This window comes from Segniliparus sp. (assembly GCF_051660745.1).
Classification (GTDB): domain Bacteria; phylum Actinomycetota; class Actinomycetes; order Mycobacteriales; family Mycobacteriaceae; genus Segniliparus.
The window spans coordinates 1-22,229 of the sequence record NZ_JBOFQF010000038.1; the positions used below are offsets into that span (position 1 = coordinate 1).

General features: G+C 69.6%; 24 protein-coding genes and 1 pseudogene. 11 read left to right on the forward strand and 14 right to left on the reverse strand.

The genetic code is table 11. The features are described from left to right. A partial coding sequence (locus ACRC20_RS13155) for an LLM class flavin-dependent oxidoreductase (protein ID WP_438686835.1) occupies positions 1-536 on the forward strand: 536 nt, incomplete at its 5' end. Here the strand turns inward: ACRC20_RS13155 and ACRC20_RS13160 are convergent. Continuing rightward, positions 533-1,024 carry a tetratricopeptide repeat protein gene (locus ACRC20_RS13160; RefSeq protein WP_438686836.1) on the reverse strand — a complete coding sequence of 164 codons (492 nt, stop codon included), beginning with the start codon at positions 1,022-1,024 and terminating at the stop codon, positions 533-535. The genes ACRC20_RS13155 and ACRC20_RS13160 overlap by 4 nt on opposite strands. A gap of 70 nt (positions 1,025-1,094) precedes the next feature. On the opposite strand from ACRC20_RS13160, the gene ACRC20_RS13165 reads away from it, so the two are divergent. Next, positions 1,095-1,553, forward strand: a complete 459-nt coding sequence (locus ACRC20_RS13165) for an SRPBCC family protein (protein WP_438686837.1) — start codon at positions 1,095-1,097, stop codon at positions 1,551-1,553. Here the strand turns inward: ACRC20_RS13165 and ACRC20_RS13170 are convergent. Together ACRC20_RS13170 and serC are read right to left on the reverse strand one after the other, a co-directional pair. Further along, a pseudogene (locus tag ACRC20_RS13170) lies at positions 1,550-1,666 on the reverse strand (phosphoserine transaminase); the annotation flags it as partial. The gene ACRC20_RS13165 and the pseudogene ACRC20_RS13170 overlap by 4 nt on opposite strands. 50 nt (positions 1,667-1,716) lie before the next feature. Beyond that, a complete protein-coding gene (serC, locus tag ACRC20_RS13175) occupies positions 1,717-2,835 on the reverse strand; it encodes a phosphoserine transaminase (protein ID WP_438686838.1) in 1,119 nt (372 codons plus the stop codon). A gap of 38 nt (positions 2,836-2,873) precedes the next feature. Here serC and pdxH point away from each other — a divergent pair, with 38 nt between their 5' ends. After that, positions 2,874-3,545 carry a pyridoxamine 5'-phosphate oxidase gene (gene pdxH / locus ACRC20_RS13180; RefSeq protein WP_438686839.1) on the forward strand — a complete coding sequence of 224 codons (672 nt, stop codon included), beginning with the start codon at positions 2,874-2,876 and terminating at the stop codon, positions 3,543-3,545. On the opposite strand, the gene ACRC20_RS13185 is transcribed toward pdxH, so the two are convergent. The 5 genes from ACRC20_RS13185 to ACRC20_RS13205 form a co-directional block, all read right to left on the reverse strand. Next, entirely contained in the window at positions 3,542-3,880 is a 339-nt protein-coding gene (locus ACRC20_RS13185; RefSeq protein ID WP_438686840.1) for a hypothetical protein, read from the reverse strand. The two genes, pdxH and ACRC20_RS13185, sit on opposite strands and share 4 nt — an antisense overlap. 12 nt (positions 3,881-3,892) lie before the next feature. Then, on the reverse strand, positions 3,893-4,555 hold the full coding sequence (locus ACRC20_RS13190; protein ID WP_438686841.1) for a sensor domain-containing protein: 663 nt from the start codon (positions 4,553-4,555) through the stop codon (positions 3,893-3,895). A gap of 52 nt (positions 4,556-4,607) precedes the next feature. Beyond that, a complete protein-coding gene (locus ACRC20_RS13195) occupies positions 4,608-5,261 on the reverse strand; it encodes a sensor domain-containing protein (protein WP_438686842.1) in 654 nt (217 codons plus the stop codon). 211 nt (positions 5,262-5,472) lie between these two features. After that, positions 5,473-6,321, reverse strand: coding sequence for a biotin-dependent carboxyltransferase family protein (locus tag ACRC20_RS13200; protein WP_438686843.1), 849 nt, complete (start codon positions 6,319-6,321; stop codon positions 5,473-5,475). 15 nt (positions 6,322-6,336) lie between these two features. Continuing rightward, positions 6,337-6,936, reverse strand: coding sequence for a 5-oxoprolinase subunit B family protein (locus ACRC20_RS13205; protein ID WP_438686844.1), 600 nt, complete (start codon positions 6,934-6,936; stop codon positions 6,337-6,339). A 134-nt stretch (positions 6,937-7,070) separates the two neighbouring features. Between ACRC20_RS13205 and ACRC20_RS13210 the strand changes: the two genes are divergently transcribed. After that, positions 7,071-8,399 carry a citrate synthase gene (locus tag ACRC20_RS13210; protein ID WP_438686845.1) on the forward strand — a complete coding sequence of 443 codons (1,329 nt, stop codon included), beginning with the start codon at positions 7,071-7,073 and terminating at the stop codon, positions 8,397-8,399. Then, positions 8,396-9,346 (forward strand): LCP family protein, encoded by a 951-nt coding sequence (locus ACRC20_RS13215; RefSeq protein ID WP_438686846.1) that lies wholly within the window; start codon positions 8,396-8,398, stop codon positions 9,344-9,346. Before ACRC20_RS13210 ends, ACRC20_RS13215 begins: the two co-directional genes overlap by 4 nt. Here the strand turns inward: ACRC20_RS13215 and hpxO are convergent. Then, the gene (hpxO, locus tag ACRC20_RS13220) at positions 9,336-10,496 is read right to left on the reverse strand and encodes an FAD-dependent urate hydroxylase HpxO (protein ID WP_438686847.1); all 1,161 of its coding nucleotides are present in this window, start codon (positions 10,494-10,496) and stop codon (positions 9,336-9,338) included. The genes ACRC20_RS13215 and hpxO overlap by 11 nt on opposite strands. Before the next feature lie 23 nt (positions 10,497-10,519). On the opposite strand from hpxO, the gene ACRC20_RS13225 reads away from it, so the two are divergent. After that, positions 10,520-10,870, forward strand: a complete 351-nt coding sequence (locus tag ACRC20_RS13225; RefSeq protein ID WP_438686848.1) for a metallopeptidase family protein — start codon at positions 10,520-10,522, stop codon at positions 10,868-10,870. 8 nt (positions 10,871-10,878) lie between these two features. Here the strand turns inward: ACRC20_RS13225 and ACRC20_RS13230 are convergent, their stop codons facing one another. Both ACRC20_RS13230 and ACRC20_RS13235 read right to left on the reverse strand, forming a co-directional pair. Next, positions 10,879-11,226, reverse strand: coding sequence for a hypothetical protein (locus tag ACRC20_RS13230; RefSeq protein ID WP_438686849.1), 348 nt, complete (start codon positions 11,224-11,226; stop codon positions 10,879-10,881). Between the two features lie 112 nt (positions 11,227-11,338). Beyond that, complete coding sequence (locus ACRC20_RS13235) at positions 11,339-12,310, reverse strand: WXG100 family type VII secretion target (RefSeq protein ID WP_438686850.1); 972 nt, start codon at positions 12,308-12,310, stop codon at positions 11,339-11,341. 217 nt (positions 12,311-12,527) lie between these two features. Here ACRC20_RS13235 and ACRC20_RS13240 point away from each other — a divergent pair, with 217 nt between their 5' ends. Genes ACRC20_RS13240 through ACRC20_RS13250 form a run of 3 tightly spaced genes read left to right on the forward strand, consistent with a single transcriptional unit; the run spans position 12,528 to position 16,254 of the window. Beyond that, positions 12,528-13,145, forward strand: a complete 618-nt coding sequence (locus ACRC20_RS13240) for a TetR/AcrR family transcriptional regulator (RefSeq protein ID WP_438686851.1) — start codon at positions 12,528-12,530, stop codon at positions 13,143-13,145. Between the two features lie 56 nt (positions 13,146-13,201). Continuing rightward, entirely contained in the window at positions 13,202-14,914 is a 1,713-nt protein-coding gene (locus tag ACRC20_RS13245; RefSeq protein ID WP_438686852.1) for a DUF7832 domain-containing protein, read from the forward strand. Between the two features lie 35 nt (positions 14,915-14,949). Further along, complete coding sequence (locus ACRC20_RS13250; RefSeq protein ID WP_438686853.1) at positions 14,950-16,254, forward strand: MFS transporter; 1,305 nt, start codon at positions 14,950-14,952, stop codon at positions 16,252-16,254. A gap of 28 nt (positions 16,255-16,282) precedes the next feature. Here the strand turns inward: ACRC20_RS13250 and ACRC20_RS13255 are convergent, their stop codons facing one another. Genes ACRC20_RS13255 through ACRC20_RS13265 form a run of 3 tightly spaced genes read right to left on the reverse strand, consistent with a single transcriptional unit; the run spans position 16,283 to position 18,351 of the window. Beyond that, positions 16,283-16,723 (reverse strand): acyl-CoA thioesterase, encoded by a 441-nt coding sequence (locus ACRC20_RS13255; RefSeq protein ID WP_438686854.1) that lies wholly within the window; start codon positions 16,721-16,723, stop codon positions 16,283-16,285. 55 nt (positions 16,724-16,778) lie between these two features. Beyond that, positions 16,779-17,273 carry a glutathione peroxidase gene (locus tag ACRC20_RS13260; protein WP_438686855.1) on the reverse strand — a complete coding sequence of 165 codons (495 nt, stop codon included), beginning with the start codon at positions 17,271-17,273 and terminating at the stop codon, positions 16,779-16,781. A 10-nt stretch (positions 17,274-17,283) separates the two neighbouring features. Next, the gene (locus ACRC20_RS13265) at positions 17,284-18,351 is read right to left on the reverse strand and encodes an isopenicillin N synthase family dioxygenase (protein WP_438686856.1); all 1,068 of its coding nucleotides are present in this window, start codon (positions 18,349-18,351) and stop codon (positions 17,284-17,286) included. Between the two features lie 111 nt (positions 18,352-18,462). Between ACRC20_RS13265 and ACRC20_RS13270 the strand changes: the two genes are divergently transcribed. Both ACRC20_RS13270 and ACRC20_RS13275 read left to right on the forward strand, forming a co-directional pair. After that, positions 18,463-20,298 (forward strand): acyl-CoA dehydrogenase, encoded by a 1,836-nt coding sequence (locus ACRC20_RS13270; protein ID WP_438686857.1) that lies wholly within the window; start codon positions 18,463-18,465, stop codon positions 20,296-20,298. A 68-nt stretch (positions 20,299-20,366) separates the two neighbouring features. Next, positions 20,367-22,202: an acyl-CoA dehydrogenase gene (locus ACRC20_RS13275; RefSeq protein WP_438686858.1), complete on the forward strand. Its 1,836-nt coding sequence runs from the start codon at positions 20,367-20,369 to the stop codon at positions 22,200-22,202. Positions 22,203-22,229 lie beyond the last annotated feature (27 nt).

Genomic DNA, 22,229 nt, shown 5'->3' on the forward strand with positions numbered 1-22,229 from the left:
TGGCAGATATCGCCCGGACTATTGACCACATTTCCGGCGGTCGGCACATCCTTGGGCTCGGGGCCGGCTGGTACCAGCCGGACTACGACGAGTACGGCTACGAGTTCGGGACGTTCACCACGCGGTTCAAGCTGTTCGAAGAGGGATTGGAGCGAATTGTCGCACGGTTCGCGAAGCTCAACCCCGCCCCGACCCGGCACATCCCGATCCTGATCGGCGGGACGGGGGAGAAGAAGACGTTGCCGCTGGTGGCGAAGTACGCCGACATCTGGCACTCCTTCGGCGACATCCCCTCGCTGGAGCGCCGCAAGGACATCCTCGGCGGGCTGTTGGAGCAGAACGGCCGCCCGGCGGACGCTGTCGAGATCTCCCAGGAGTGGCCGGGGATCGAGCGGGCCGACGAGTACGTCGCCGCCGGGGTGACGTTCTTCAACATCTCCCTGTTCAATCCCGTGGAGGCCCCCTTCGTCAACGTGGACGACGACCTCTCCCTGGTCAAAGAGGCGCTCGCCTGGCGGGACAAGGCGAACGGCTAGAGCCCTGCCGCGTAGTTCGCGAGGGAGCGGCGGTACCTCGGGAGACGCCCGGCGAGGGCGGTGAGCGCGAGGCCGAGGCCTTCGCGCTCCTGCCCGAGGTCCGCGAGACAAAGAGCGAGGAAGGCGACGGCGCAGTCGTGGAGCGCGGCGGTGTCCTCGTCCTCGGCAGGGCGCCCGAGCTCGGCTCGGAGCAGCTCGGCGCCTGCCGCAGGCTCGCCGAGGTTGCGCAGCGTGCTGGCCAGCTGGACCACGGCCTGTCTTCGTCGTGGGCTGTCGAGCCCGCCCGCGAGGGCGCGGCGATAGCACTCCGCCGCTTGCCGCTCGTGGCCGGTCGAGTCGTGCGCCCCGCCGAGCTCGAAGAGCCCGACCGGGTCGCCGTCGGGCAGCTCGGCGACGAGCAGGGCGACTGCGGCGAGGAACCCGTCCGGCTCGTAGTCGTCGAACGCGTCCCAGAGCGCGTCGATCCGCTGTTGCCATGGTGCGTCCATCGGGACAACAGTAAGCGCTCGCGGAGTAGGCTCGGCTGGCGCGTGCCGCGCCGAGCCGAAGGAGCTGCCTATGTCCGTCGACGTGTCGGTCGTCCGAACCATTGACGCGCCCGTGTCCCTCGTCGAGTCGGTCGCGGTCGACCCGGCGACCGTCCCACGCTGGTACGCCAAGATCGACAGCGCCGTGCCGCAGGGCGGCGGGCCGCTGCGGGTCGGCTCGGTCGTCGACTTCCGCGCGCGGTTCCTCGGGCGCTCGCTCGTCTACGCCTACGAGGTGACGGCCTGGGAGCGCGGACGGCGGTTCGAGATGCGCACCGCGTCCGGCCCCTTCCCGATGCGGACGGAGTACCTGTTCGAGGAGCGCCAGGCGGGCGGCGGCGCGCAGACTGTCATGACGCTGCGCAACTCGGGGGAGCCCACGGGCTTCTCCAAGCTGGTCGCGCCGTTCATCGGCCTCGCGATGCGCCAAGCGATGACGAAAGACCTCGCCGCGCTCGACGCCCTGGTCCAGGGCGTCCGGGCGGGTTAGAGCCGCTCGACGATCCAGTCGATGGACTGGGTGAGGGCGGTGACGTCGTCCGGGTCGACGGCGGGGAACACGCCGACGCGCAGCTGGTTGCGGCCCAGCTTGCGGTAGGGCTCGCGTGCCCTGGCGCTGTGACGATGCCGTTCGCCCGGAGCGTCCGGGCGGGTTAGAGCCGCTCGACGATCCAGTCGATGGACTGGGTGAGGGCGGTGACGTCGTCCGGATCCACGGCGGGGAACACGCCGACGCGCAGCTGGTTGCGGCCCAGCTTGCGGTAGGGCTCGGTGTCCACGATCCCGTTCGCCCGCAGCACGGAGGCCACCTTGGCGGCGTCGACGTCGTCGTTGAAGTCGATGGTCGCGACCACCGGGGAGCGCAGCGCCGGGTCCGAGACGAACGGCGTGGCGAACTGGCTCTTCTCGGCCCAGTCGTAGAGCCGGGACGAGGAGTCCTTGGTCCGCGCGGTGGACCAGGCGAGGCCGCCCTGGCCGAGGATCCACTCCAGCTGCTCGGCGAGCAGGATGAGCGTGGCGAGCGCGGGGGTGTTGTAGGTCTGGTCCTTCGGGCTGTTCTCCAGCGCGATGGGCAGGGAGAGCGACTCGGGGACCCAGCGGTCCGAGAGCTCGTTCACGCGCTCGAGCGCGGCGGGGGAGAAGAGCGCGAGCCACAGGCCGCCGTCCGAGGCGAAGCCCTTCTGCGGGGAGAAGTAGTACACGTCGGTTTGTGTCGCGTCGAGCGGAACCCCGGCGGCGGCGGAGGTGCCGTCGATGACGACCAGCTGGTCGGTGGCCCAGCTGGGGCGCACGACCGGCACGGTCACGCCGGTGGAGGTCTCGTTGTGCGCCCACGCCACCACGTCGACCGGCTCGCCGGGGGCGGCTTCCGGAAGGGCGGGCGCGGTGCCCGGCTCGGACTTGACGATCACCGGCTCCTTGCGGTCCGGGTGCTTCGCGACGACGCTCGCGAACTTCGAGCTGAACTCGCCGAAGGCGAGGTGCAGGGAGCGCTCGCGGACCAGGCCGAACGCGGCGGCGTCCCAGAAGAGGGTCGCGCCGCCGTTGCCGAGCAGCACCTCGTAGCCGTCCGGCAGGGAGTAGAGCTCTTTCAGGCCCGCGCGGATCCGCTTGACCACGTTCTTGACGGGGGACTGGCGGTGGCTGGTCCCGATCACAGCCGTCGCGTTCGCGACGATGGCCTGGATCTGCTCGGGGCGCACCTTGGAGGGGCCTGCGCCGAAGCGTCCGTCTTTGGGTTTGAGGTCGGCGGGGATCTCGAAAGCGGTCACGGCTATCAGCCTACCGTGGCGCGGCCTAAGCTAGATCCATGACCGCCGACCCGACTGCGGGCCCGCCCGCGTTGCCCGACCTCCGCGAGGAGTACCAGGACGCCACGCCGGACCTGGACGTGGCAGACGTCCAGGTCGGCTGGCACGTGCTTTTGGAGCAATGGCTCGCGCAGGCGTGGGCGGCGGGACTGCCGGACGCGAACGCTATGGTGCTCGCCACTGCGGACCGCGAGGGCCGCCCGCACAGCCGCTCGGTCCTGTGCAAGGGCATCCATCCGGACGGGATCGACTTCTACACGCACTACGCCTCGGCGAAGGGCGCGCAACTGGCCGAGCAGCCGCTCGCCTCGGCGACTTTCCCCTGGTACGGGCTTTCCCGGCAGGTCCACCTCCGGGGCGAGGTGTCCCGGCTCGACCACGAGTTCTCGGACGGCTACTGGTCGCGCCGCCCGAGGAGCAGCCAGCTCGGGGCGTGGGCCTCGGAGCAGTCCCGGCCCATCGGCTCGCGGGAGGAGCTCGAGGCGAAGCTGCGCGCGGCCGCCGAACGGTTCCCCGAGGACGAGCCGGTGCCGCTGCCCTCGGGCTGGGGCGGCTACCGGCTCGTGCCTTCCGAGGTGGAGTTCTGGCAGGGCCGGGCGAGCAGGCTGCACAACCGGGTGCTGCTGACGCGCGACGGCGCGCAGTGGCGGGCGACGCGCCTGCAGCCTTAGCGGGAGCGGGCGGCGAGAAGCCCGGCCAGCCAGTCGGCGGCCTCGTGCTGCGCGAGGACCTCTGCGGCGGAGCCGGGGTCGACGTATGCGCAGACGGAGGACTGCGTCAGGACGCGGCCCCGCAGCAGGGTCGATTCGTCGCAACGCCAATCGGGCACATCGGTATAGACGCCGTGCTGGTGGAGCCCGGTTTTTTCCACGGAGTCGACGGCATGGGCCCAGGTGCGCTCCCCGTCGGAGCCGTTCGCCGTGAAGGTCGCCCGGCCGCAGGAGCGCACGGCCTCGGCCAGCGCGGCCATGACGGCGGCGGCGAGGCCTCGGAGGGGAGTCTTCACGGTCTGTCCTCCTCAGTCGGTCCGCGCGGCGAGGGCGGCGGTGATCCGGTCGAGCCTCGCGTCCACGGCCTGCGCCTCGGCGGGGGACTCGGCATGCACGACCTGGCAGATGGTGGCCGAGACGATGGAGCGCCCGTGGAGCCGGTGGTCGTTCGCGCAGGGCCATGCCTCGTAGCCGTCCTGGCGGCTGTACCAGCGGACCCGGTCCGGCTGGACCTGGGCGCGGTCGAAGCGCCACACGATATCGCCGTCCGGCTCGTGCGCGACGAACGTCTGGGCCGCGCAAGAGCGCACGCCCTCGGCCAGCCTGCCGAACGCGGCCGCGGCATCCTGCGCCGTGGGGTACACGGCGACGGACTGGCTGGCGGTGTGCGGCGACTGCTCGTCGGTCAGCCGGTGCACGCCGTCGCTGTCGATCTCGCTCTGATACGAGGCGTAGTCGTCGCCGTACACGAGCGCGGTGCCGGAGTTGTAGACCGTCCGGCACGAGTCCGGGGCGGTGTCTGTGATCTGGGTGTTCGGCGCGTCGCTGGCCTGCTGCGTCTCGACGAGCGGGAAGCCCGCCAGGCGGCTCAACACGTCGACCGGCAGCAGCGGCTCGGCGGGGTCTGCGACGGCGGGCGGCGCGAGGACGGCGAGGACCGCGATGCCTCGGACGAGCGCGCGAATCCCCACGGGGCAGAGCATAACATGAAACGAGACTCAGCGTCTCTGAGAGTCGCCGAGCTCAGGAGGCGCGGGCGACGAGCTTCTTGGCGATGCCTCTGACCTGGTTCGCGAGAGTGCTCGCCTGTGTCGCCGAGGCGGGGTCGACGAACCGGCAGACCGAAGCCTCGACCACGGCGTTGTCGCTGAGCTGCGCGGCGAGCGAGCACCGCCAGCGCGGCCGGTTGTCGAGGAGGCTGTGCCAGCTGGCGGTGGTCGTGCCGATCTGGTCCACCGCGTTGCGCCAGGTCAGGTTGCCTCCCGCCCGGTGCTCCACCGATGTCTTGGAGCCGCAAGAGCGCAGGCCCTTCGTGAGGGCGGCGAACACGTCCGAGGCGGCTTTCGCCGTGGGGAAGACGCCGACGATCTGGCCCGCGACGACGTGGTAGTCGTCTCCTTCGCCGTCCGCGAAGCTCGACCCCTGGTAGCTGGTCCACATGGCTCCGTAGACGAGCGTGGTGGTGGCGTTGCTCGCGGCCCGGCACTCTTGGGGCGTGGTCTGGCTCGGGCCGTTCGGGGAGCTGAGCGCCCATTGCTCGACCGAGAGGTCCGCGCCGATGGCGGCGCTCAATTCGTCGGCGGAGAGCAGGACGCCGTCGGGGGCGGCGGAGGCGGGCGACGGCGCGCAGAGGACCGCCGCGGAAGCGAGCAGGGAGGCGATCGGCGAGCGTTTCATAAGTCCGTCAGTCTAGCCCCATGCGCCACAGGAGCATGCACCAGTCAGCGGTGCGGCGGCGGCGCTCATGGCAGTTTCGCGGCCATGGCCGCGACGGCCTGCTGGGCCGCCTCGTCCTGGTCCTGGGCTGTTTTGCGGCGGCGAAGGGGGGCGAGAAGCTGTGAGCACCTCATGCGGCAGATGCTAGACGCTCGGTTTCGTTAAGGCGCGGTCAGGCCAGCTCGAAGCGGACCTCCTGGCCGGGGCGCACTTGGGCGAGCAGGTTGACCGCAGGCTCGTCCAACACGCAGACCACGGGGTAGCCGCCGGTGGTGGGATGGTCGGCGAGGAAGCAGACGAGCTCGCCCGATGGCGTGGCCTGCACCGAGCCGTGCGTGATCGGCTCGCTCGAATATGTCGCCACATCCCAGTCCGAGCGCCCGTCCGGCCTGCGCAGCCGGACGCCGACCCGGTCGCTCTTCTCCTGGACGGCCCACGTCCCGAGCGCGGGGTCGAGCCCGAGGGCGCGCTCCGCCCTCGGCCCGCGAAGCCCTCGGAGGACGAACGGCCCATCGGGCGGCTGCGGCCCGAGCGAGAGGAAGTCCCACGGCGGCGGGCTGGACGCCGGCGTGCCGACCGCGATCCGGTCGCCCGCGCGGATCGGCGCGGGGCCGAGCTTGCTGAGCACGCAGGTGGACCGGGAGCCGAGGGCCGCGGGCGGCTCGAACCCGCCGCGCACGCCGATGTAGGTGCGGACCCCGAAGGGCGGGAAGCCGAGGATCAACGTCTCGCCCTTGCGCAGCTCGACCCTGGTGGCGTGCTCGACGGGCACGCCGTTGACCGTCGCGGGCGCGGGGGCTCCCGCGATCAGGACCTCCAGCGCGGCCTCGGCCCGCAGCGAGAGCCCGCCGAAGAGGCATTCGATCGCAGCCGCGCCGGGGTCGTTGCCGAGGAGCTGGTTCGCCGTGACGAGGGCGCCCCGGTCGGCGGCCCCGCTCCTTGGCACCCCGAGATGGGCGAGCCCGGGGCGGCCCAAGTCTTGGAACAGGGCGGACGGCCCCGGCGTCAGGATCCTGACCATGCGCTCGCCCATCCGCTACACCGCCACGAACCGGACGAGGCAGCCCGGCGAGAGGAGCGAGGGCGGATCGCGCTCGGGATCCCACATGGGCGCGTCGGTGGTCCCGATGAGCTGCCACCCGCCCGGCGTGGCCATGGGGTAGACGGCGGAGTACTGCGCGCCGACCGCGACCGCGCCCATCGGGATCCGGGCCCTCGGCGACGTGCGGCGCGGCACGGCGAGCCCCGCGTCCGGGTTGACGAGATACGCGAAGCCGGGACAGAAGCCGAGGAACTGCGCCGTCCACGGCGACCCGGTGTGCGCCGCGACGAGATCCTGGACGGATTTGCCCGCGAGCTCGGCGGCTTCGGCAAGGTCGGGGCCGTTGTAGCGGACCTCGACGACAACCGGCTCGGCCGCGCGGGCGGGAGGCTCGGCCCCGGCCCGGACGGGCTGGACGAGTGCCGCGTCACTGAGGGCCTCGGCATGGTCGGAGATCACCATGAGCGTGCGGTCGCCGGGCACGACCTCGGCCAGCCTCGGGTCCTCGCGCAGTCGCCCGTACAGCTGAAAGACCTGTTCTTGGTCCTCGCAGTCGATCAGGAGCGCGCCCGCGCCCGCCCGGGTCACGCGCATTGCGCGAGGGCCGTTTGACTGGTGTTCACCGACTCAAACTACCCTCAAGTAGCACAGTTGGCGCAGGCCGATTAGTTTGGTACGAACCAGAGGCCGGACGAGATGGTCTGGCCCAGGACGGTGAAGGAGCTCTCGTGTCCGTAGGCCAGCCTGCAGAGCAGATCGACCAGAGCGCGGTCGGCGCGGCGACATTGCGCTACCCGAGTGGCGAGAAAGAGCTGAACATCGCCCCGGCAGTCGAGGGGAACTCGGGCATCGAGCTCGGCAACCTGCTGGCCTCGACCGGGTACGTCACCTACGACGAGGGCTTCATGAACACCGCCGCGTCGAAGTCGGCGATCACCTATATCGACGGGGAGCAGGGCATTCTGCGCTACCGGGGCTACCCGATCGACCAGCTGGCGGAGAAGTCCACCTTCTTGGAGGTCTCCTACCTGCTCATCTACGGCGAGCTGCCGACGAAGCCGCAGCTGGACGACTTCTCGCACAAGATCTCGCGGCACACGATCCTGCACGAGGACCTCAAGCGCTTCTTCGACGGCTTCCCGCGCAACGCGCACCCGATGCCCGTGCTCTCGTCCGCGGCGAACGCGCTCTCCGCCTACTACCAGGACTCGTTGGACCCCTCCGACCCCCGGCAGGTGGAGCTGTCCACGATCCGCCTCCTCGCGAAGCTGCCGACCATCGCGGCCTACGCCTACAAGAAGTCGGTCGGCCAGCCGTTCCTGTACCCGGACAACTCGCTCAACCTGGTCGAGAACTTCCTGCGGATGACCTTCGGCTTCCCCGCCGAGCCGTACGAGATCGACCCGAACGTGGCCAAGGCGCTGGACATGCTGTTCATCCTGCACGCCGACCACGAGCAGAACTGCTCCACCTCGACCGTCCGCCTGGTCGGCTCCTCGAACGCGAACCTGTTCACCTCGGTCTCCGGCGGGATCAACGCGCTGTGGGGCCCGCTGCACGGCGGCGCGAACCAGGCCGTCCTTGAGATGCTCGACCAGATCAAGACCTCCGGCGAGAGCGCCTCGGACTTCCTCGCGAAGGTCAAGGACAAGAAGACCAAGATCAAGCTCATGGGCTTCGGGCACCGCGTGTACCGCAACTACGACCCGCGCGCCGCGATCGTCAAGAAGACCGCCGACCAGGTGCTCGAACAGCTCAAGGTGGTCGACCCGCTCTTGGACATCGCGAAAGAGCTGGAGCAGGCGGCGCTCACCGACGACTACTTCGTCTCGCGCAAGCTGTACCCGAACGTGGACTTCTACACCGGCCTCATCTACCGCGCGATGGGCTTCCCAGACCGCATGTTCACCGTGCTGTTCGCCCTCGGCCGCTTGCCCGGCTGGATCGCGCACTGGCGGGAGATGCACGAGTCCGGGCCGCTGAAGATCGGCCGCCCGCGCCAGATCTACACCGGCCAGCCCGAGCGCGCCTACAGCTCGATCACCGACCGGGTGTGACCTCGGCCGAGGCCGAGAGAGGGCCTGGGCTGTTCCGAAGGCTGCTGCGCCTGGCGAGGCGGCTTGTCGTCCTCGCGCTCGTGCTGTCCGTCGCGGCGGTGGCGGCCGCGATCGTGCTCGAAGCGAAGCTGCGGCGCTCGGACGTGTTCGGCGACTATCCGGGCAGGCCGGAATCCGCCGGGGGCGTCAACTGGCTGCTCGTCGGGTCCGACTCGCGGGTCGGGCTCTCGGACCGGCGGCAGGAGCAATTGGCAACCGGCGGGGACGTCGGGCCGCCGCGCTCGGACACGGTGCTGCTCGTGCATCAGCCCGGCTCCGGCCAGACTGTGGTGGTGAGCCTGCCGAGGGACTCCTTCGTGCCGATTCCGGGCGAGCCGAGCAGGGACAAGCTCAACACCGCGTACGCTCGGGGCGGCGCCAGGCTGCTCGCGCAGACGGTGGAGCTGGCCACCGGCCTGCGGCTCGACCATTACGCCGAGATCGGCTTCGGCGGGCTCGCGGACGTGGTCGACGCCGTCGGCGGCGTGGACATGTGCCTCGACGAGCCGCTGAGCGACCCGCTCGCGGGCGTCGACCTGCCGAAGGGCTGCCAGCACCTGGACGGCGCGAAGGCCCTCGGGCTGTCCCGCTCGCGCGCCACGCCGAGGGCGGACTTGGACCGGATGCTCCACCAGCGCGTTCTCATGGCGGCGCTGATGGCGAAGCTCGACTCGGGGTGGACGCTGGCCAACCCGCTGCGGGCGAGCGCGCTGTGGCGCGCGCTTGTGGACGACGTGTCCTTCGACGACAGCGCGCACGTGTGGCAGCTCGCCTCGCTGGCGAAGGCGCTGGGCGGCCCGGTCGAGGCGACCGTCGTGCCGATCGGCGGTTTCGAGGACACCGATGTCGGGAACGTCGTCGTGTGGGACAAGGACAAGGCCAAGGCGCTGTTCCAGTCTATGACGTGAGCGGGCCGCCGAGGATGTTGCCGACGATGCCCCGGATGACGTTCGACCCGTCCTCGCGGCGCAGCTCGTCGTACCAGGCCTGGGTCGCCGCCGCGTCTTTGGCATGGGTCACGTCGCACCGCTTGCGGGCGCGCAAGACGAGCTCGCCCGCTCGTTCGGTCCGCGACCGCTCGTACGCCAGGAGCGCGGCCCGCGGGTCGTCCGGGTGCTCCTGGAACGCGAATTGCAGCGCGATCGCGTCCTCCATCGCGCTGCACCCGCCTTGGCCGATGTCCGGGGTGGTGTTGTGCGCGGCGTCCCCGAGCAGCGCGACCCGGCCCTTCGCCCACGTGTCGAACGGGTCGATGTCGAAAATCTCGACCCGGTTCGTCGTCGCGGGGTCGACGGCCTCGACCAACGCCCGCACCCCGCCGGACCAGTGGCCGAACTCGGCGGCGAGGACCTCCTTCGCCGTGCCCGGCTCGTACGGCAGCCCCTCGGGCTTCGGGACGTCGAAGAAGAAGTAGAAGCGGTTCCCCGCGACCGGCATCACGGACGCGCGCTTCCCCTCGCCGACATACGTGGTCCATTCGGCCCTCGGCCCGACCGCCTCGTCGATCTCGACGAGGCCGTTGAAGTTGACGTACCCGGCGTAGCGGCGCGGGACCTCGCGCCCGAGCACGTACGCCCGCCCCGACGACTTCGCGCCGTCGGCGCAGATCACGACGTCCCCGCTGGCGGAGCTCCCGTCGGCGAACTCGACCGTCGCCGCGTCCGGCCCGTCCGACACGGCGGCCATCCTCTTGCCGAAGTTGATCTCGTCGAGGCCGAACGCCTCCATGAGCATCAGCTGGAGCTCCGCGCGGGCGATCGGGTAGGGGCGCTGCCCCACGGCCTCGATCAGCGGCAGCAGGCTGAACCGGCACATGGCCTCGCCGGTCAGCCCGTCGATGTACGACATGCTGTCCACCATGCCGCCGATCTCGCGCGTCTGGGCCTCGAGGCCCAGGTGGTTGAGGCATTTCACGCCGTTCGACCACACCGATATCGCGGCTCCGACCGGCCTGTTCTCGCGGACCTGCTCGTAGATCTCGACGTCGAAGCCGATCTGCCGGAGCGCGAGAGCCGCGCTCGTGCCGCCCATGCCCGCGCCGATGACGATCGCTTTCACCGTCTCACAGTAGCCTTGATCGCATGGCGGTGCAGATCAGCGAGCGCAAGTTCGAGCGGCTGGTGAACGAGGCGCTCGACCTCATCCCGCCGCAGCTGGCCAAGGCGGTGGACAACGTCGTCGTGCTCGTCGCGGACCGCCACCCCGACGAGCCCGACCTGCTCGGCCTGTACGAGGGGATCCCGCTTGGCGAGCGGGGCTCGGACTACGGCGGGTCGCTGCCCGACGTGATCCACATCTACCGGGACGCGATCCTGGAGATCTGCGAGAGCGAGGACGACGTGGTGGACGAGGTGGCGGTCACCGTGATCCACGAGTTCGCCCACTATTTCGGGATCGACGACGAGCGGCTGCACGAATGGGGCTGGGGCTGATCCACCCGCTAGGAGGAGCCGGGGGCCTGCTCTGCTTGCGAGGCCCAGAGGCGGGCGCGGTCGCGTTCATGCGAGCCCATGGCGCGGTCCAGCTCGTACATGGCGTGGTTGGCCCACAGGGTGAACTCGGGGCTCGGGTTTTCGAGTTCGAGATGCATCAGCGCGGTTATTCGGTCGGCGAACTTCTCGCGGAATTCCGCGACTTCTTCCGTGCTGCGCCCGACGACGCGGGCTATCAAGGGGTTCGCGTCGTCGAGCACGCCGCCGTCTTCCAGGCCTATCGCCATCCCGTAGAGCGTGAGCAGTTCGAGGAGCGCGTTTTGTCTCGCGAGTTCGTCCCCCGCCTCTTCGACCATAGGTAGAGCCTAGACGCATGTCGTCCGTCGCGCATGGCTGTTCCCCTGGGGCGGCCCATGGCGGCCGTCCCGGCGCCGCAGTTCCTGCTGATTCCTTCTCGCGGTCGCACGGCTAGTCGAGTTGGATGGCGATGGCGTTGCCGTCGTGGTCTCCGGTGGTGGCCGTTGCTGTGTTTCTGGCATTGCCCATGGGGATGGTTCCGAGGTCTGTGGCTCCGTGTTCGAGCAGCGAGTCGCGGAGGTTGTCGCGGGCGGTGTCGAACGAGTCGTAGACGTGGGTGGGGATGATGCTGCCGTTGAACCCGAGCTGCTCTCTGCTGAACGCTGCCGTCCACACGTATCCCCCGCCCGGGGCGGGTGCGGGCCCGAACACGCGCCCGTGGTCGTTCGGGAAGAGGTAGAACCCGTCCGAGTACGCCTGTCCCGACCCGGTGGGCTGCTCGCTGTAGCGGGTCCCGTCGATCAGCCCCTGGTAGCCGGTGCTGTGCTGGGTCTGGGCGGGGAAGCCTGCGGCGGCGAGGTCTTTGTTGAGCCGTTCTGCGGCTTCCTGCGGGGTTGTGGACGTCCTGTCGACCAGGACGACGTTGACCGGCTCGTACATCGGTTTGCCGTCGTGCTTCTGTCCGAGCCAGTTCGCGACCTGCCCGTTCGATTGCAGCATCCATTCGCCGAGCTCCCCGTACGGGGTCGAGACCGTGTCCGATGGATCGGGGTCCGCCGTCGGAGCGGAGGGAGGCGCGGCCGCCACGCCTGCAGGCGTGGCGGCCGAGGCCAGCGGGTCGAGGCCGGTCCGGAGCTGCGCCGCGTTGAGATTGTCCGCCGCCTCGTACGTCCTGGCCGCGTACTCCAGTCCGGAGGACAACCGCTCGCCGTCGGCGCGGTGCCGGGCTTCGTGGGCCTCCCAATCCTCCAGCAACGCCCGCAACGCCGTCGCGGCCGGGCCCCGGGCCGAGGGGACTGCGCTCGCGAGGCTTTCCCGGGTGGAGGCCAGCAATGCGCCTGTCTCTCGGTGGGCGGCGTCAAGGCTCCGGGCCGCAGTTGCCAACTGCTCGGGGTCGACGACCAATCGTTGCGCTGTGTCCATCGAAACCTCGGGCTCGGAATGTCTCTGCTGGGGCGAGCAGCGTCGGGCTGGGCATCCATGCTCCGCCGTGGAAGTTGCGGAAGGCCGAACCAGCCATCGCGGCTGCGTGAACTTTTCGCCCTGAATTCGAAAACGTCCCCGGCTCGTTCGCCGCGTTGCTCCGAAGGCAGGCCGACACTATGGTTGCGGGTATATTCTGCTGTGCGAGGTGATGCGTGTGATTGCCGACAATCCGAAACCTTCGCGATCCCGTCTCGACGTGACGGCCAGGCGGGAGCAGCTTTTGGAGATCGGCTGCCAGATGCTGCGCGACACGCCCTGCGACCAGCTGAAGCTCCAAGACGTCGCGGACCGTGCCGGAGTGTCGGCCGGGCTCATCTACCGGTATTTCGGCAGCAAACAGACGTTCCTGCTCACGCTGCTCGAACGCGAGGTGGACGCCGTGCTCGCGGCGATCGACCTCGAAGCCGAAGCCCCGTTGGCCACGAAGGTGTCGTCCGCCATCGCCAGCTACATCGACTGCGTCCTCGCCAATCGCAACGCCCATCTCGCCATCCACCGGGGCGACTTCGGAGCAGACCCGGTCGTCCGCGCCCTCATCGAGAAGAACCATTCGGCGCTGCAACGCCGAATGCTCGCCATGCTCCAGGCGGAAGGCGTCGAGGCCACTCCGAAGCAGCGCTTCGCGGTCAGCGCGTGCATCACCTATGCGATCAATCTGGTCCTCGACTGGGTGCAAGGCCCGGTGATCGGCAAGGACGAGCTCCAGGACCTCTGCGCTCAGTCCATCGTGGCCATTCTCATCGCGGCCTCCTCGCCCGCGAGGCCGGGCTAGGGGCGAAAGGGCGGCGCAGGCCGGTACGATCAGGGCCGGTTCTGAGAGGGGGCGAGATGTTCGAGTTTTTCCACCGGTGGTTCGGCACGGGGGATATCCCGAGGCCGAAGGGCCGTCTGCCTGCGCTCTTGGCGGACTACCCGCCGTACCCGACGCCGTTCCCCGGCTATGGGCAGACGTTGGGCCTCGCCGAGTGCGAGGAGAACCTGCGCTCCTTCTTGTCGGTGCGCGAGGAGCGTTTGGAGATCGTCGGGGGCCTCCTGCGGGAGTTCGGCCTCGACCTGCGCGCCGGTCTGGCCGCCGACGACCCGCGCCCGTTCCTCGCGTCGCTCGACCGTTGGGCGCGGGAGGAATGGCCTGCGGCCTGGACGACCGCGTTCCCACGAGGCTATGGAGCCGGGCTGTCGAGCCCGAAAGAGGGCGAGCACATCGTCTTGGCGATGCTGATGGACGTCGCTATCGCCATCGGGGAGATCGTGGTCCGCAAACGCCCCGACTACGCGTGGCGGCTCGACCTCGCAGGCGAGAACAGCGACATGGGCAGTTATCGGCGCGTGGTCGTGGCGAAAGCCCCCGACGGCCCGGGGCGGTCCACGATCGTGCTCGACTACGAAAGCGTCTGCATCGACACATTCGACGTCATCGGGCGCGGCTCGAACTACGACGTTTCAGGCCGCCGCACGACGATCACGAGCAAGGTGTACGTCCCGCCGCCCCATCGCGGCGCTCCGCTCGGCTCCATGGCCAAGGCCGCGCTCGAAGGCGGCGACGACCCGCCCGACGGCTATCGGTCTGTGCTCCCGCCCGAGGAAGCCCCGCCTGAGCCTCCCCCGGGGGCAGACGGGCCGCATGTCTACGACAAGGCGGAATACCATGCTCACGTCCTTGAGCACGAGTACGGTTTCGATCCGGAGGAGGCCGACGAGCAGGCCGCCGTGCCGACCGCGTTCTTCTTCGGCTGGCTCGCGTCGCACAGCTTGCTCAGCCGGGCCCACATGAAATTCGCGCGCCAGGAGATCGCCGCCTACCGGGAGCGCCGCGTCACCGCCGTCGAGCTCTGGAGCTTCTTCGACCGATGTCTGATCGACGACATGCTCAGCGACGAGGGGAACGCCTTCACGCATTCCTATTTCCAGATGGGGGACGAGCCTGGCTTCTACCGGGATCTCGCCGACACGCTCGCCAAGGGCCTCACGTCGGTGAACCACGTGCCCTACACCTTCGAGAACCAGGCGCGCATGGACGCGGTCGTCGACCGGCGCTACGCGCAGTGGTGGGAGAAAGCGCAGGAAGACGGCACGCTGCTCCTGCCGCCGTGGTCGAGGCCGACGAGGGAAGCCCGCGCGGGCCAGGTCGCGGCCGGGGCTCGGGGGATCGCTGTGCGGACGGTGTGCGCGTGGACGGTGGTCGCGTACCTGCTCACGTGGGCTCCCGTCGGCCCCCGATTGAGCGGGCCCGCGTATGCCGCGTTGTGTTTCGGCGGGGCGGCGGTGTTCCTGCCCCTGGTGTTCTTGCTGGTGCGAGCGTTCGGAACGCGGGGCAACAAGCCCCGGGCGGCGGCCTGCGCGCAATCGGCGGCGCTCCTGGCCGTGGGGATGCTCGTCTACGCCTGGCCCGCCGCCGCGATGCTGCTGGACGGGCGCCATGGGCCGCAGAAGGGCGACGGCAAATTCTTCGTGCTGGGCGCAGCCTTGCTCGCCGCAGGGGTGTGGCGCGCGCCGAAGGAGGCGAGGGCCGGGTTCTGGGCGGGCTGGCCGGATCGGCACTGACTCCCTGGCGGCGGCGTCCTTGTATCCTCCTTGCCATGATGACGCGCACAGCGCCGAGCCCGCTCGTGGTGTTCGCCGCCGCCGCAGCAGGCTCTGCCGTTGAGTTCTACGATTTCTTCGCATACGGCACGGCGGCCGCTTTGGTGTTCCCGACGGTGTTCTTCCCGAGCCTCGGGACGGAGGCGGCGCGTCTCGCGTCGTTCGCGACCCTTGGCGCGGCGTTCGTCGCGCGCCCGGCGGGCGCCATGGTCTTCGGGCATTTCGGCGACCGGCTCGGGCGCAAACGGATCCTCGTGGTCACATTGCTGCTGATGGGGGCCGCGACCGTCGGGGTGGGCCTGGTGCCGGGGGCGGACCGGATCGGTTTCGCCGCGCCCGCGTTGGTGCTCGGGCTCCGGCTGGTCCAAGGGTTCGCGGTCGGGGGCGAGATGGGCGGCGCGGTGGTGCTCTCCGCCGAGAGCGCCCCGCCAGGCCGCAGCGGGCTCATGGGGTCGGCGGGCGCGGTCGGCGCTTCGCTCGGCTTCCTCCTGAGCAGCCTCTCTTTCTTGGCCGTCAGCCTCCTCGGCGCCGCGCAGAGCTCTGCCTTCCTGGCGTGGGGGTGGCGCGTGCCCTTCTTGCTCAGCGGCCTGCTCATCCTCATCGGCCTCGTCGTGCGGCGGCGGGTCTCCGAATCGCCCGCGTTCGTCGCGGCCCGCGAGTCGGGCGCCCTGGTCCGCGCGCCGCTCCTCCAGCTGGTGCGGGAGCGTCCTGGGCAGCTCGCCCTGGTGACGGGCGCGGTGTGCGCGCTCTACGTGGTCTCGTTCTTCCGGGACTCCTTCCTCGTCTCCGTGGCGCGCAACGAGCTCGGCCTCTCGTTCTCCGAGATCCTGAAAATCAACGTCGGCGGGGGCGTGGTCTGGTTCCTCGTCGTGGTGGCGACCGGGTATCTCAGCGACAAGTTCCCGCGCAAGGCGGTCTACATCGTCGGCTTGGTCCTCATCTCGATCTGGTCTGTCGCGGTCATGCCGGTGCTGCTGTCCGGGGCTCCGGAGGCCTTCGCCTTGGCCACGTTGATCTCGGTCCTCGCCCTGGGCGTGGCCAACGGCGCCATCGCCCCGTTCCTGGTCGAGGACTTCCCCGTCCAGCTGCGCTACACCGGGTTCGCCGTCGCGTTCAATGTCGCGGGCGTCCTCGGCGGGGCGTTGCCGCCGATCCTGGCGACCAGCCTCTACAGTTCGCGCGGGGCTTCCGCCGTCGGGCTCATGCTGCTGGTGTTCGCCCTGTTCAGCCTGGCCTGCGCCGTCGCGACGACCCGCTTCGCGCAGGCGCATTCGAGGGAAGCTGCGGCGGCCGAGCTCTGAGCGCGAGGGCTTGGGCGGCTGGCGCGGCTCAGCGCCCCCGGAACGCGATGGGCGGGCCGGACAGCTTGTCGAGCTTGGCGCGCGCCTCGTCGGGGATCGGCGTTGGGCGGCTGTGCTCGTCGATGACGACGATCGTCGTGGCGGCGACGGCGGTCGTCTGGCCGGAGGGGTCCTCGACGGCGTAGGACAGCTCGAAGCTCGCGCCGCCGACGCGGCTGGTCCAGATGTGGATCTGCGGATCGGCCGTGCTGTAGTGCAGCACCGCGCGGTACTCGATTTCCTGCCTGGCGACGAGCACGCGGGAATCTGTCCACTGCAGCCCGTCCACGAGCAGCCGGGACCGGGCCTCTTCGAGGAGGCGGAGCACCGACACATTGTTGACGTGCCCGTACGCGTCCATATCGCCGAACCGGACCTGGACCGGCACGGCGAGGGCTTGCGGCGGATAAACAGAGGATGATTCGGTCACAGGGCGCAAGCATACTGCGAATTGCGAGGGGCCGCCCGTGTTTGTGCTGGCCGGGTCAGGCCCCGAGCAGCCCTTCGATGGCCTCGACCAGCTCCGGGGCCTGCGGCGGGGTCTTCGGGCGGAAGCGGCCTGCGACCGAGCCGTCGGGGGCGACCAGGAACTTCTCGAAGTTCCACTGGACGTCGCCCGCCTGGCCGTCGGAGTCGGGGGCCTGCGCGAGCAGGACGTACAGCGGGTGGCGCTCCTCGCCGTTGACCTCAGTCTTCGCCAGCAGCGGGAAGGTGACGCCGTAGGTGGTGGAGCAGAAGGCCTGGATCTCCTCGGCCGAGCCCGGCTCCTGCCCGGCGAACTGGTTGGACGGCACGCCGACGACGGTCAGCCCGCGCGGCCCGTAGTCCTTCGCCAGCTGCTCGAGGCCCTCGTACTGCGGGGTGAGCCCGCATTTGGACGCGACATTGACGACGAGCACCGGGCCGGAAGCCTTGGCGATCTCGCGCAACGTGGTGGACTGGCCTTGCAGGGTGGTGACGGGTACGTCGAGTGCGCTCATGCGCTCCACCCTACGCCTCGGCCGCGGCCTCGCGGGTGGCCCCGGGTGCGTCCTTGTGCCAGCGCTCGGCCACGTCCGGATGGGCGCGCATGCGCGATTTCCAGGCGTTTTGGCCGTAGGTGAGGAAGATCGGGTTGTCGGGCTCCGGCGGCGCGGGCCGGATCCGCGCGGCGAGCTCGGCGGGCAGCTCCAGCGCGGGGAGGGTCGAGCCGAGCGCGGGGTTGTAGAAGAAGGGGATCGACACGCGCTCTTCGCCCTCGGGCGGGGAGAGGACCCGGTGGCTGGTGGCGCGCAGATAGCCGCCGGTCGCGACCTGGAGCAGCTCGCCGATGTTGACGATGAGGGCCCCGGGGACGGTCGGCGCGTCGGTCCACCCCCGCCCCGGCACGTCGACCTGGAGCCCGACCGAGCCGGGGGCGCTCGCGAGGAGGGTCAGCACGCCGGAGTCCTTGTGCGCGCCGACCCCTTGCCCCCGCTCTCCGCCCGGCCCTGTCCTGCTGCCGCCCGGGTAGCGGACGATTTTCAGCAGCGTCGCAGGCCCGGGGCGGTAGCCGTCCGGATCGGCGGGGCCGGGCTCGGGGTGGAAGGCCCGGTCGAAATGGTCCTCGTCGGCGCCGAAGGAGGACGCGAGGGCCGCGAGGAGGCGGCGGCCGATCCGATCCAGGTGCGCGCAATGCCGCAGGACGGCCGGGCGCAGCTCGGGCAGCGCGGCGGGCCACTGGTTCGGGCCCTGCAAATGCCAGGATCCGACCGCGCCGGGGATGGGGTCGAGGTCGGGCCCGATGTCGATTTGCTCACGCCAATCGATTCTCCCGCCGGTGAGCTCGCCGCCGAGGCGGGTGTACCCGCGGAAGTGCGGGCTTCGGGCCATCCGCACGGCGTCCTTCTCTTTGTCCGGCAGTGCGAACAAGCGCCTGGCCAGCGCGAACAGCCCGTCTTCGCCGTCGAGCCGATCTTCCGCGCCGTGCCCGACGAGGTAGCAGAACCCCACCTCGCGCATGACCTCGCGCAGCCCTTCGGCGAACTCGCGGGGCCGGTTTTCGGCCTGGGCGAGGTCGACAAGAGGCAAAGTGGCCATGGCACCAATAGTGCGACATTTCAGCTCGTGTTGTAAACTAGTTATCGTTAGTTACTCGCCAGTAACTTACGGTAACTTAGAGACTTTCTGGACCCGATTGAAAGGCGCATGATGGGCCACTACAAAGCCAACCTCCGCGACATCGAATTCAATCTTTTCGAGCTGTACGGCCTCGGCGACACCCTCGCGGGCGGCGACTACGAGGACCTCGACGCCGACGCGGTCCGCGACATCCTGCGCGAGACCCGCAAACTGGCCGAAGGCCCCCTCGCGGACGCGTGGGTCGGCCCGGACCGCAACCCGCCGGTCTACAACCCGGAGACCTTCGAGGCGGACCTGCCCGAGGAGCTGCAGCGGGCGATCCAGCTCATCATCGAGTCCGGCGCGCTCCAGCTGAGCATCGACCCCGAGCTCGGCGGCATCGCCGCGCCCCGCGCGCTCGGCTGGGCGGTCACGGAGCTGCTGTGGGGCTCGAACGCCGCCGCGATGTTCTACACCTGGGGCGTCCCGTTCGCGCAGATCTTCTACAACGTGGCCAGCCCGGAGCAGAAGGAGTGGTGCAAGGTCATCGCCGCCGGGAACTGGGACGCGACGATGGTGCTCACCGAGCCGGACGCGGGCTCGGACGTCGGCGCCGGGACCACGAAGGCGGTCCAGCAGGCGGACGGCACCTGGCACATCGAGGGCGTGAAGCGCTTCATCAGCGGCGCGACCTCCGGCGACCTCTTCGAGAACATCTTCCACCTGGTGCTCGCGCGCCCGGTCGGCGCGAAGGGCGGCACCAAGGGCCTCTCGCTCTTCTTCGTGCCGAAGTTCCACTACGACTTCGAGACCCAGGAGCGCGGCGAGCGCAACGGGGCCTTCGTCACCAACCTTGAGCACAAGATGGGCATCAAGGCCTCGACCACCTGCGAGATCGCCTTCGGCCAGCACGGGGTCCCTGCGGTCGGCTGGCTGGTCGGCGACGTGCACAACGGCATCGCGCAGATGTTCGATGTGATCGAGAACGCGCGTATGACGGTCGGCATCAAGGCCACGGCCACCCTCTCCACCGGCTACCTCAACGCGCTGGAGTTCGCGAAGCAGCGCGTGCAGGGCTCCGACTTCACCGAGATGCTCAACAAGGACGCGCCGAGGGTCACCATCATGCACCACCCGGAGGTGCGCCGGAGCCTGCTGGAGCAGAAGGCGTACGCCGAGGGCCTTCGGGCGCTGTACCTGCTCACCGCCACCTACCAGGACCCGGCCATCGCCCAGCGCCTCTTCGGCGCGGACAAGGACCTCGCCTACCGGGTGAACGACTTCCTGCTCCCGCTGGTCAAGGGCATCGGCTCGGAGCAGAGCTACGCGCACCTCGCCGAGAGCCTGCAGATTTTCGGCGGCTCCGGCTACCTGCAGGACTACCCGATCGAGCAGTACATCCGCGACGCGAAGATCGACACCCTCTACGAGGGCACCACGGCGATCCAGTCCCTGGACTTCTTCTTCCGCAAGATCGTCCGCGACCAGACCGGGGCGATGAGCCACATCCTCGGCCAGATCCAGTCGTTCGTGGACTCCGACGCGGGCAACGGCAGGCTCAAGGACGCCCGCCAGCTCCTGCGCTCCGCGCTGGACGAGTTCCAAGCCGCGTTCCAGGCGCTCGCCGCCATCGGCTTCGCGGCGATGGAGAACCCGCCGGAGGGCTACAAGATCGCGCAGGTCAGCGTGCGGTTCCTCATGGCTGCGGGCGACTTGGTGCTCGGCTGGCTGCTGCAGCGCCAGGCGCAGATCGCCCTCGCGGCCCTCGACAATGGGGCTTCCGCGTCCGACCGGGACTTCTACGAGGGTAAGATCGCGACGGCGATCTTCTTCGCGAAGAACATCCTGCCGAAGAACGCATCGCTCAAGAACATCATCGAGAACCTGGACAACGACATCATGGAGCTGTCCGAAGCGGCGTTCTGACCTGTTCCGGGGGCCGTTCCGGCCAGCTTTGCGAATGATCGCACAGCTGACCGGAAAGGCGCACCCGCATGGGCCACTACAAGGCGAACCTCCGCGACATCGAGTTCAACCTCTTCGAGCTGTACGGCTTGGGGGAGACGCTTGCGAGCGGCGACTACGGCGACCTCGACGTCGACGCGGTCAGGGACATCCTGCGCGAGGGCCGCAAGCTCGCGGAAGGGCCGCTCGCCGACACCTGGGCCGGTCCCGACCGCAATCCCCCGGTCTTCGACCCGCAGGCGCATGAGATCGAGTTGCCCGAGGGCGTCGCGAAGGCCCTCGACCTGGTCTATGGGTCCGGGATCCTGCAGATCGCGCTGCCCGAGGAGCTCGGCGGCATCCCCGCGCCCCGCGCGCTGGCCTGGGCGTTGAGCGAGTTCGCCATCGGCAGCCATGCCGCGATGTACTTCTACGCCGCCGGGCCCGTCTTCAACAGCATTTTCTACCACCTCGGCACTGACCAGCAGAAGGAATGGGCAAAGGTCATCGCCGAGCAGAGGTGGGGAGCCACGATGGTGCTCACCGAGCCCGACGCGGGCTCGGACGTGGGGGCCGGGACCACGAAGGCGATCGCGCAGCCGGACGGCACCTGGCACATCGAGGGCGTGAAGCGGTTCATCACGAGCGCGACCTCGGGCGACTACTTCGACAACATCATGCACCTCGTCCTCGCGCGCCCGGTCGGCGGGAAGGCGGGCACCAAAGGCCTCTCGCTCTTCTTCGTGCCGAAGTTCCACTACGACTTCGAGACCCGGACCAAGGGCGGGCGCAACGGCGCCTTCGTCACCAATGTCGAGCACAAGATGGGCATCAAGGCCTCGACCACCTGCGAGGTGACCTTCGGCCAGCACGGGGCCCCCGCCGTGGGCTGGCTGGTCGGCGAGGTCCACGAGGGCATCGCGCAGATGTTCGAAGTCATCGAGAACGCCCGCATGCTCATCGGCATCAAGGGCATTTCCACGCTCTCCACCGCGTACCTCAACGCGCTTGAGTTCGCGAAGGAGCGCGTGCAGGGCCAGGACATGACCCAGATGCTCAACAAGGAGGCCCCGAAGGTCGCCATCGTCCAGCACCCCGAGGTTCGCCGGAGCCTCTTCGAGCTCAAGGCGTACGCCGAGGGCCTTCGGGCGCTGTACTTGCTCGCCGCCGCCTACCAGGACCCGGCCATCGCCCAGCGCCTCTTCGGGGCGGACAAGGACCTGGCCTACCGGGTGAACGACTTCCTCCTGCCCATCGTGAAGGGCGTCGGCTCGGAGCAGGGCTACGCGCACCTCGCGGACGCGCTCCAGATTTTCGGCGGCTCCGGCTTCCTGCAGGACTACCCGATCGAGCAGTACATCCGCGACGCGAAGATCGACACCCTCTACGAGGGCACGACGGCGATCCAGTCCCTCGACTTCCTGTTCCGCAAGATCGTGCGGGACCAGTCGGGGGCGCTGAACCACATCCTCGGCCAGATCCAGTCGTTCGTGGACTCCGACGCGGGCGGCGGCAAGCTCAAGGAGGCCCGCGAGCTTCTGCGGGTCGCGCTCGACGAGTTCCGCAGCATCCTCGGCACGCTCACGGTCTACCTCTTCTCGGCGGCCGAGAACCCCGCCGAGGCGTACAAGATCGGCCAGGTCAGCGTGCGTTTCCTGATGGCTTCGGGCGACTTGGTCATCGGCTGGCTGCTGCAGCGCCAGGCGCAGGTGGCCCTCGCGGCCCTCGAGGGCGAGGTCTCCGAGGCGGATCGGGACTTCTACGCGGGCAAGGCCGCGACCGCGATCTTCTTCGCGAAGAACATCCTGCCGAAGCTCTCCTCGCTCAAGACGATCGTCGAAGGCGTCGACAACGACATCATGGAGCTGTCCGAAGCCGTGCTCTGAGCGGGCTCGCCCGTGGGGCGCGGCCCC

Coding starts and splice junctions, on each gene's coding strand:
- ACRC20_RS13270 (WP_438686857.1), top strand. CDS start 18,463: ATGGGCCACTACAAAGCCAACCTCCGCGACATCGAATTCAATCTTTTC.
- ACRC20_RS13265 (WP_438686856.1), bottom strand. CDS start 18,351: ATGGCCACTTTGCCTCTTGTCGACCTCGCCCAGGCCGAAAACCGGCCC.
- pdxH (WP_438686839.1), top strand. CDS start 2,874: ATGACCGCCGACCCGACTGCGGGCCCGCCCGCGTTGCCCGACCTCCGC.
- ACRC20_RS13245 (WP_438686852.1), top strand. CDS start 13,202: ATGTTCGAGTTTTTCCACCGGTGGTTCGGCACGGGGGATATCCCGAGG.
- ACRC20_RS13160 (WP_438686836.1), bottom strand. CDS start 1,024: ATGGACGCACCATGGCAACAGCGGATCGACGCGCTCTGGGACGCGTTC.
- ACRC20_RS13195 (WP_438686842.1), bottom strand. CDS start 5,261: ATGAAACGCTCGCCGATCGCCTCCCTGCTCGCTTCCGCGGCGGTCCTC.
- ACRC20_RS13225 (WP_438686848.1), top strand. CDS start 10,520: ATGGCGGTGCAGATCAGCGAGCGCAAGTTCGAGCGGCTGGTGAACGAG.
- ACRC20_RS13275 (WP_438686858.1), top strand. CDS start 20,367: ATGGGCCACTACAAGGCGAACCTCCGCGACATCGAGTTCAACCTCTTC.
- ACRC20_RS13235 (WP_438686850.1), bottom strand. CDS start 12,310: ATGGACACAGCGCAACGATTGGTCGTCGACCCCGAGCAGTTGGCAACT.
- ACRC20_RS13200 (WP_438686843.1), bottom strand. CDS start 6,321: ATGGTCAGGATCCTGACGCCGGGGCCGTCCGCCCTGTTCCAAGACTTG.
- ACRC20_RS13260 (WP_438686855.1), bottom strand. CDS start 17,273: ATGAGCGCACTCGACGTACCCGTCACCACCCTGCAAGGCCAGTCCACC.
- ACRC20_RS13230 (WP_438686849.1), bottom strand. CDS start 11,226: ATGGTCGAAGAGGCGGGGGACGAACTCGCGAGACAAAACGCGCTCCTC.
- ACRC20_RS13205 (WP_438686844.1), bottom strand. CDS start 6,936: ATGCGCGTGACCCGGGCGGGCGCGGGCGCGCTCCTGATCGACTGCGAG.
- ACRC20_RS13250 (WP_438686853.1), top strand. CDS start 14,950: ATGATGACGCGCACAGCGCCGAGCCCGCTCGTGGTGTTCGCCGCCGCC.
- ACRC20_RS13165 (WP_438686837.1), top strand. CDS start 1,095: ATGTCCGTCGACGTGTCGGTCGTCCGAACCATTGACGCGCCCGTGTCC.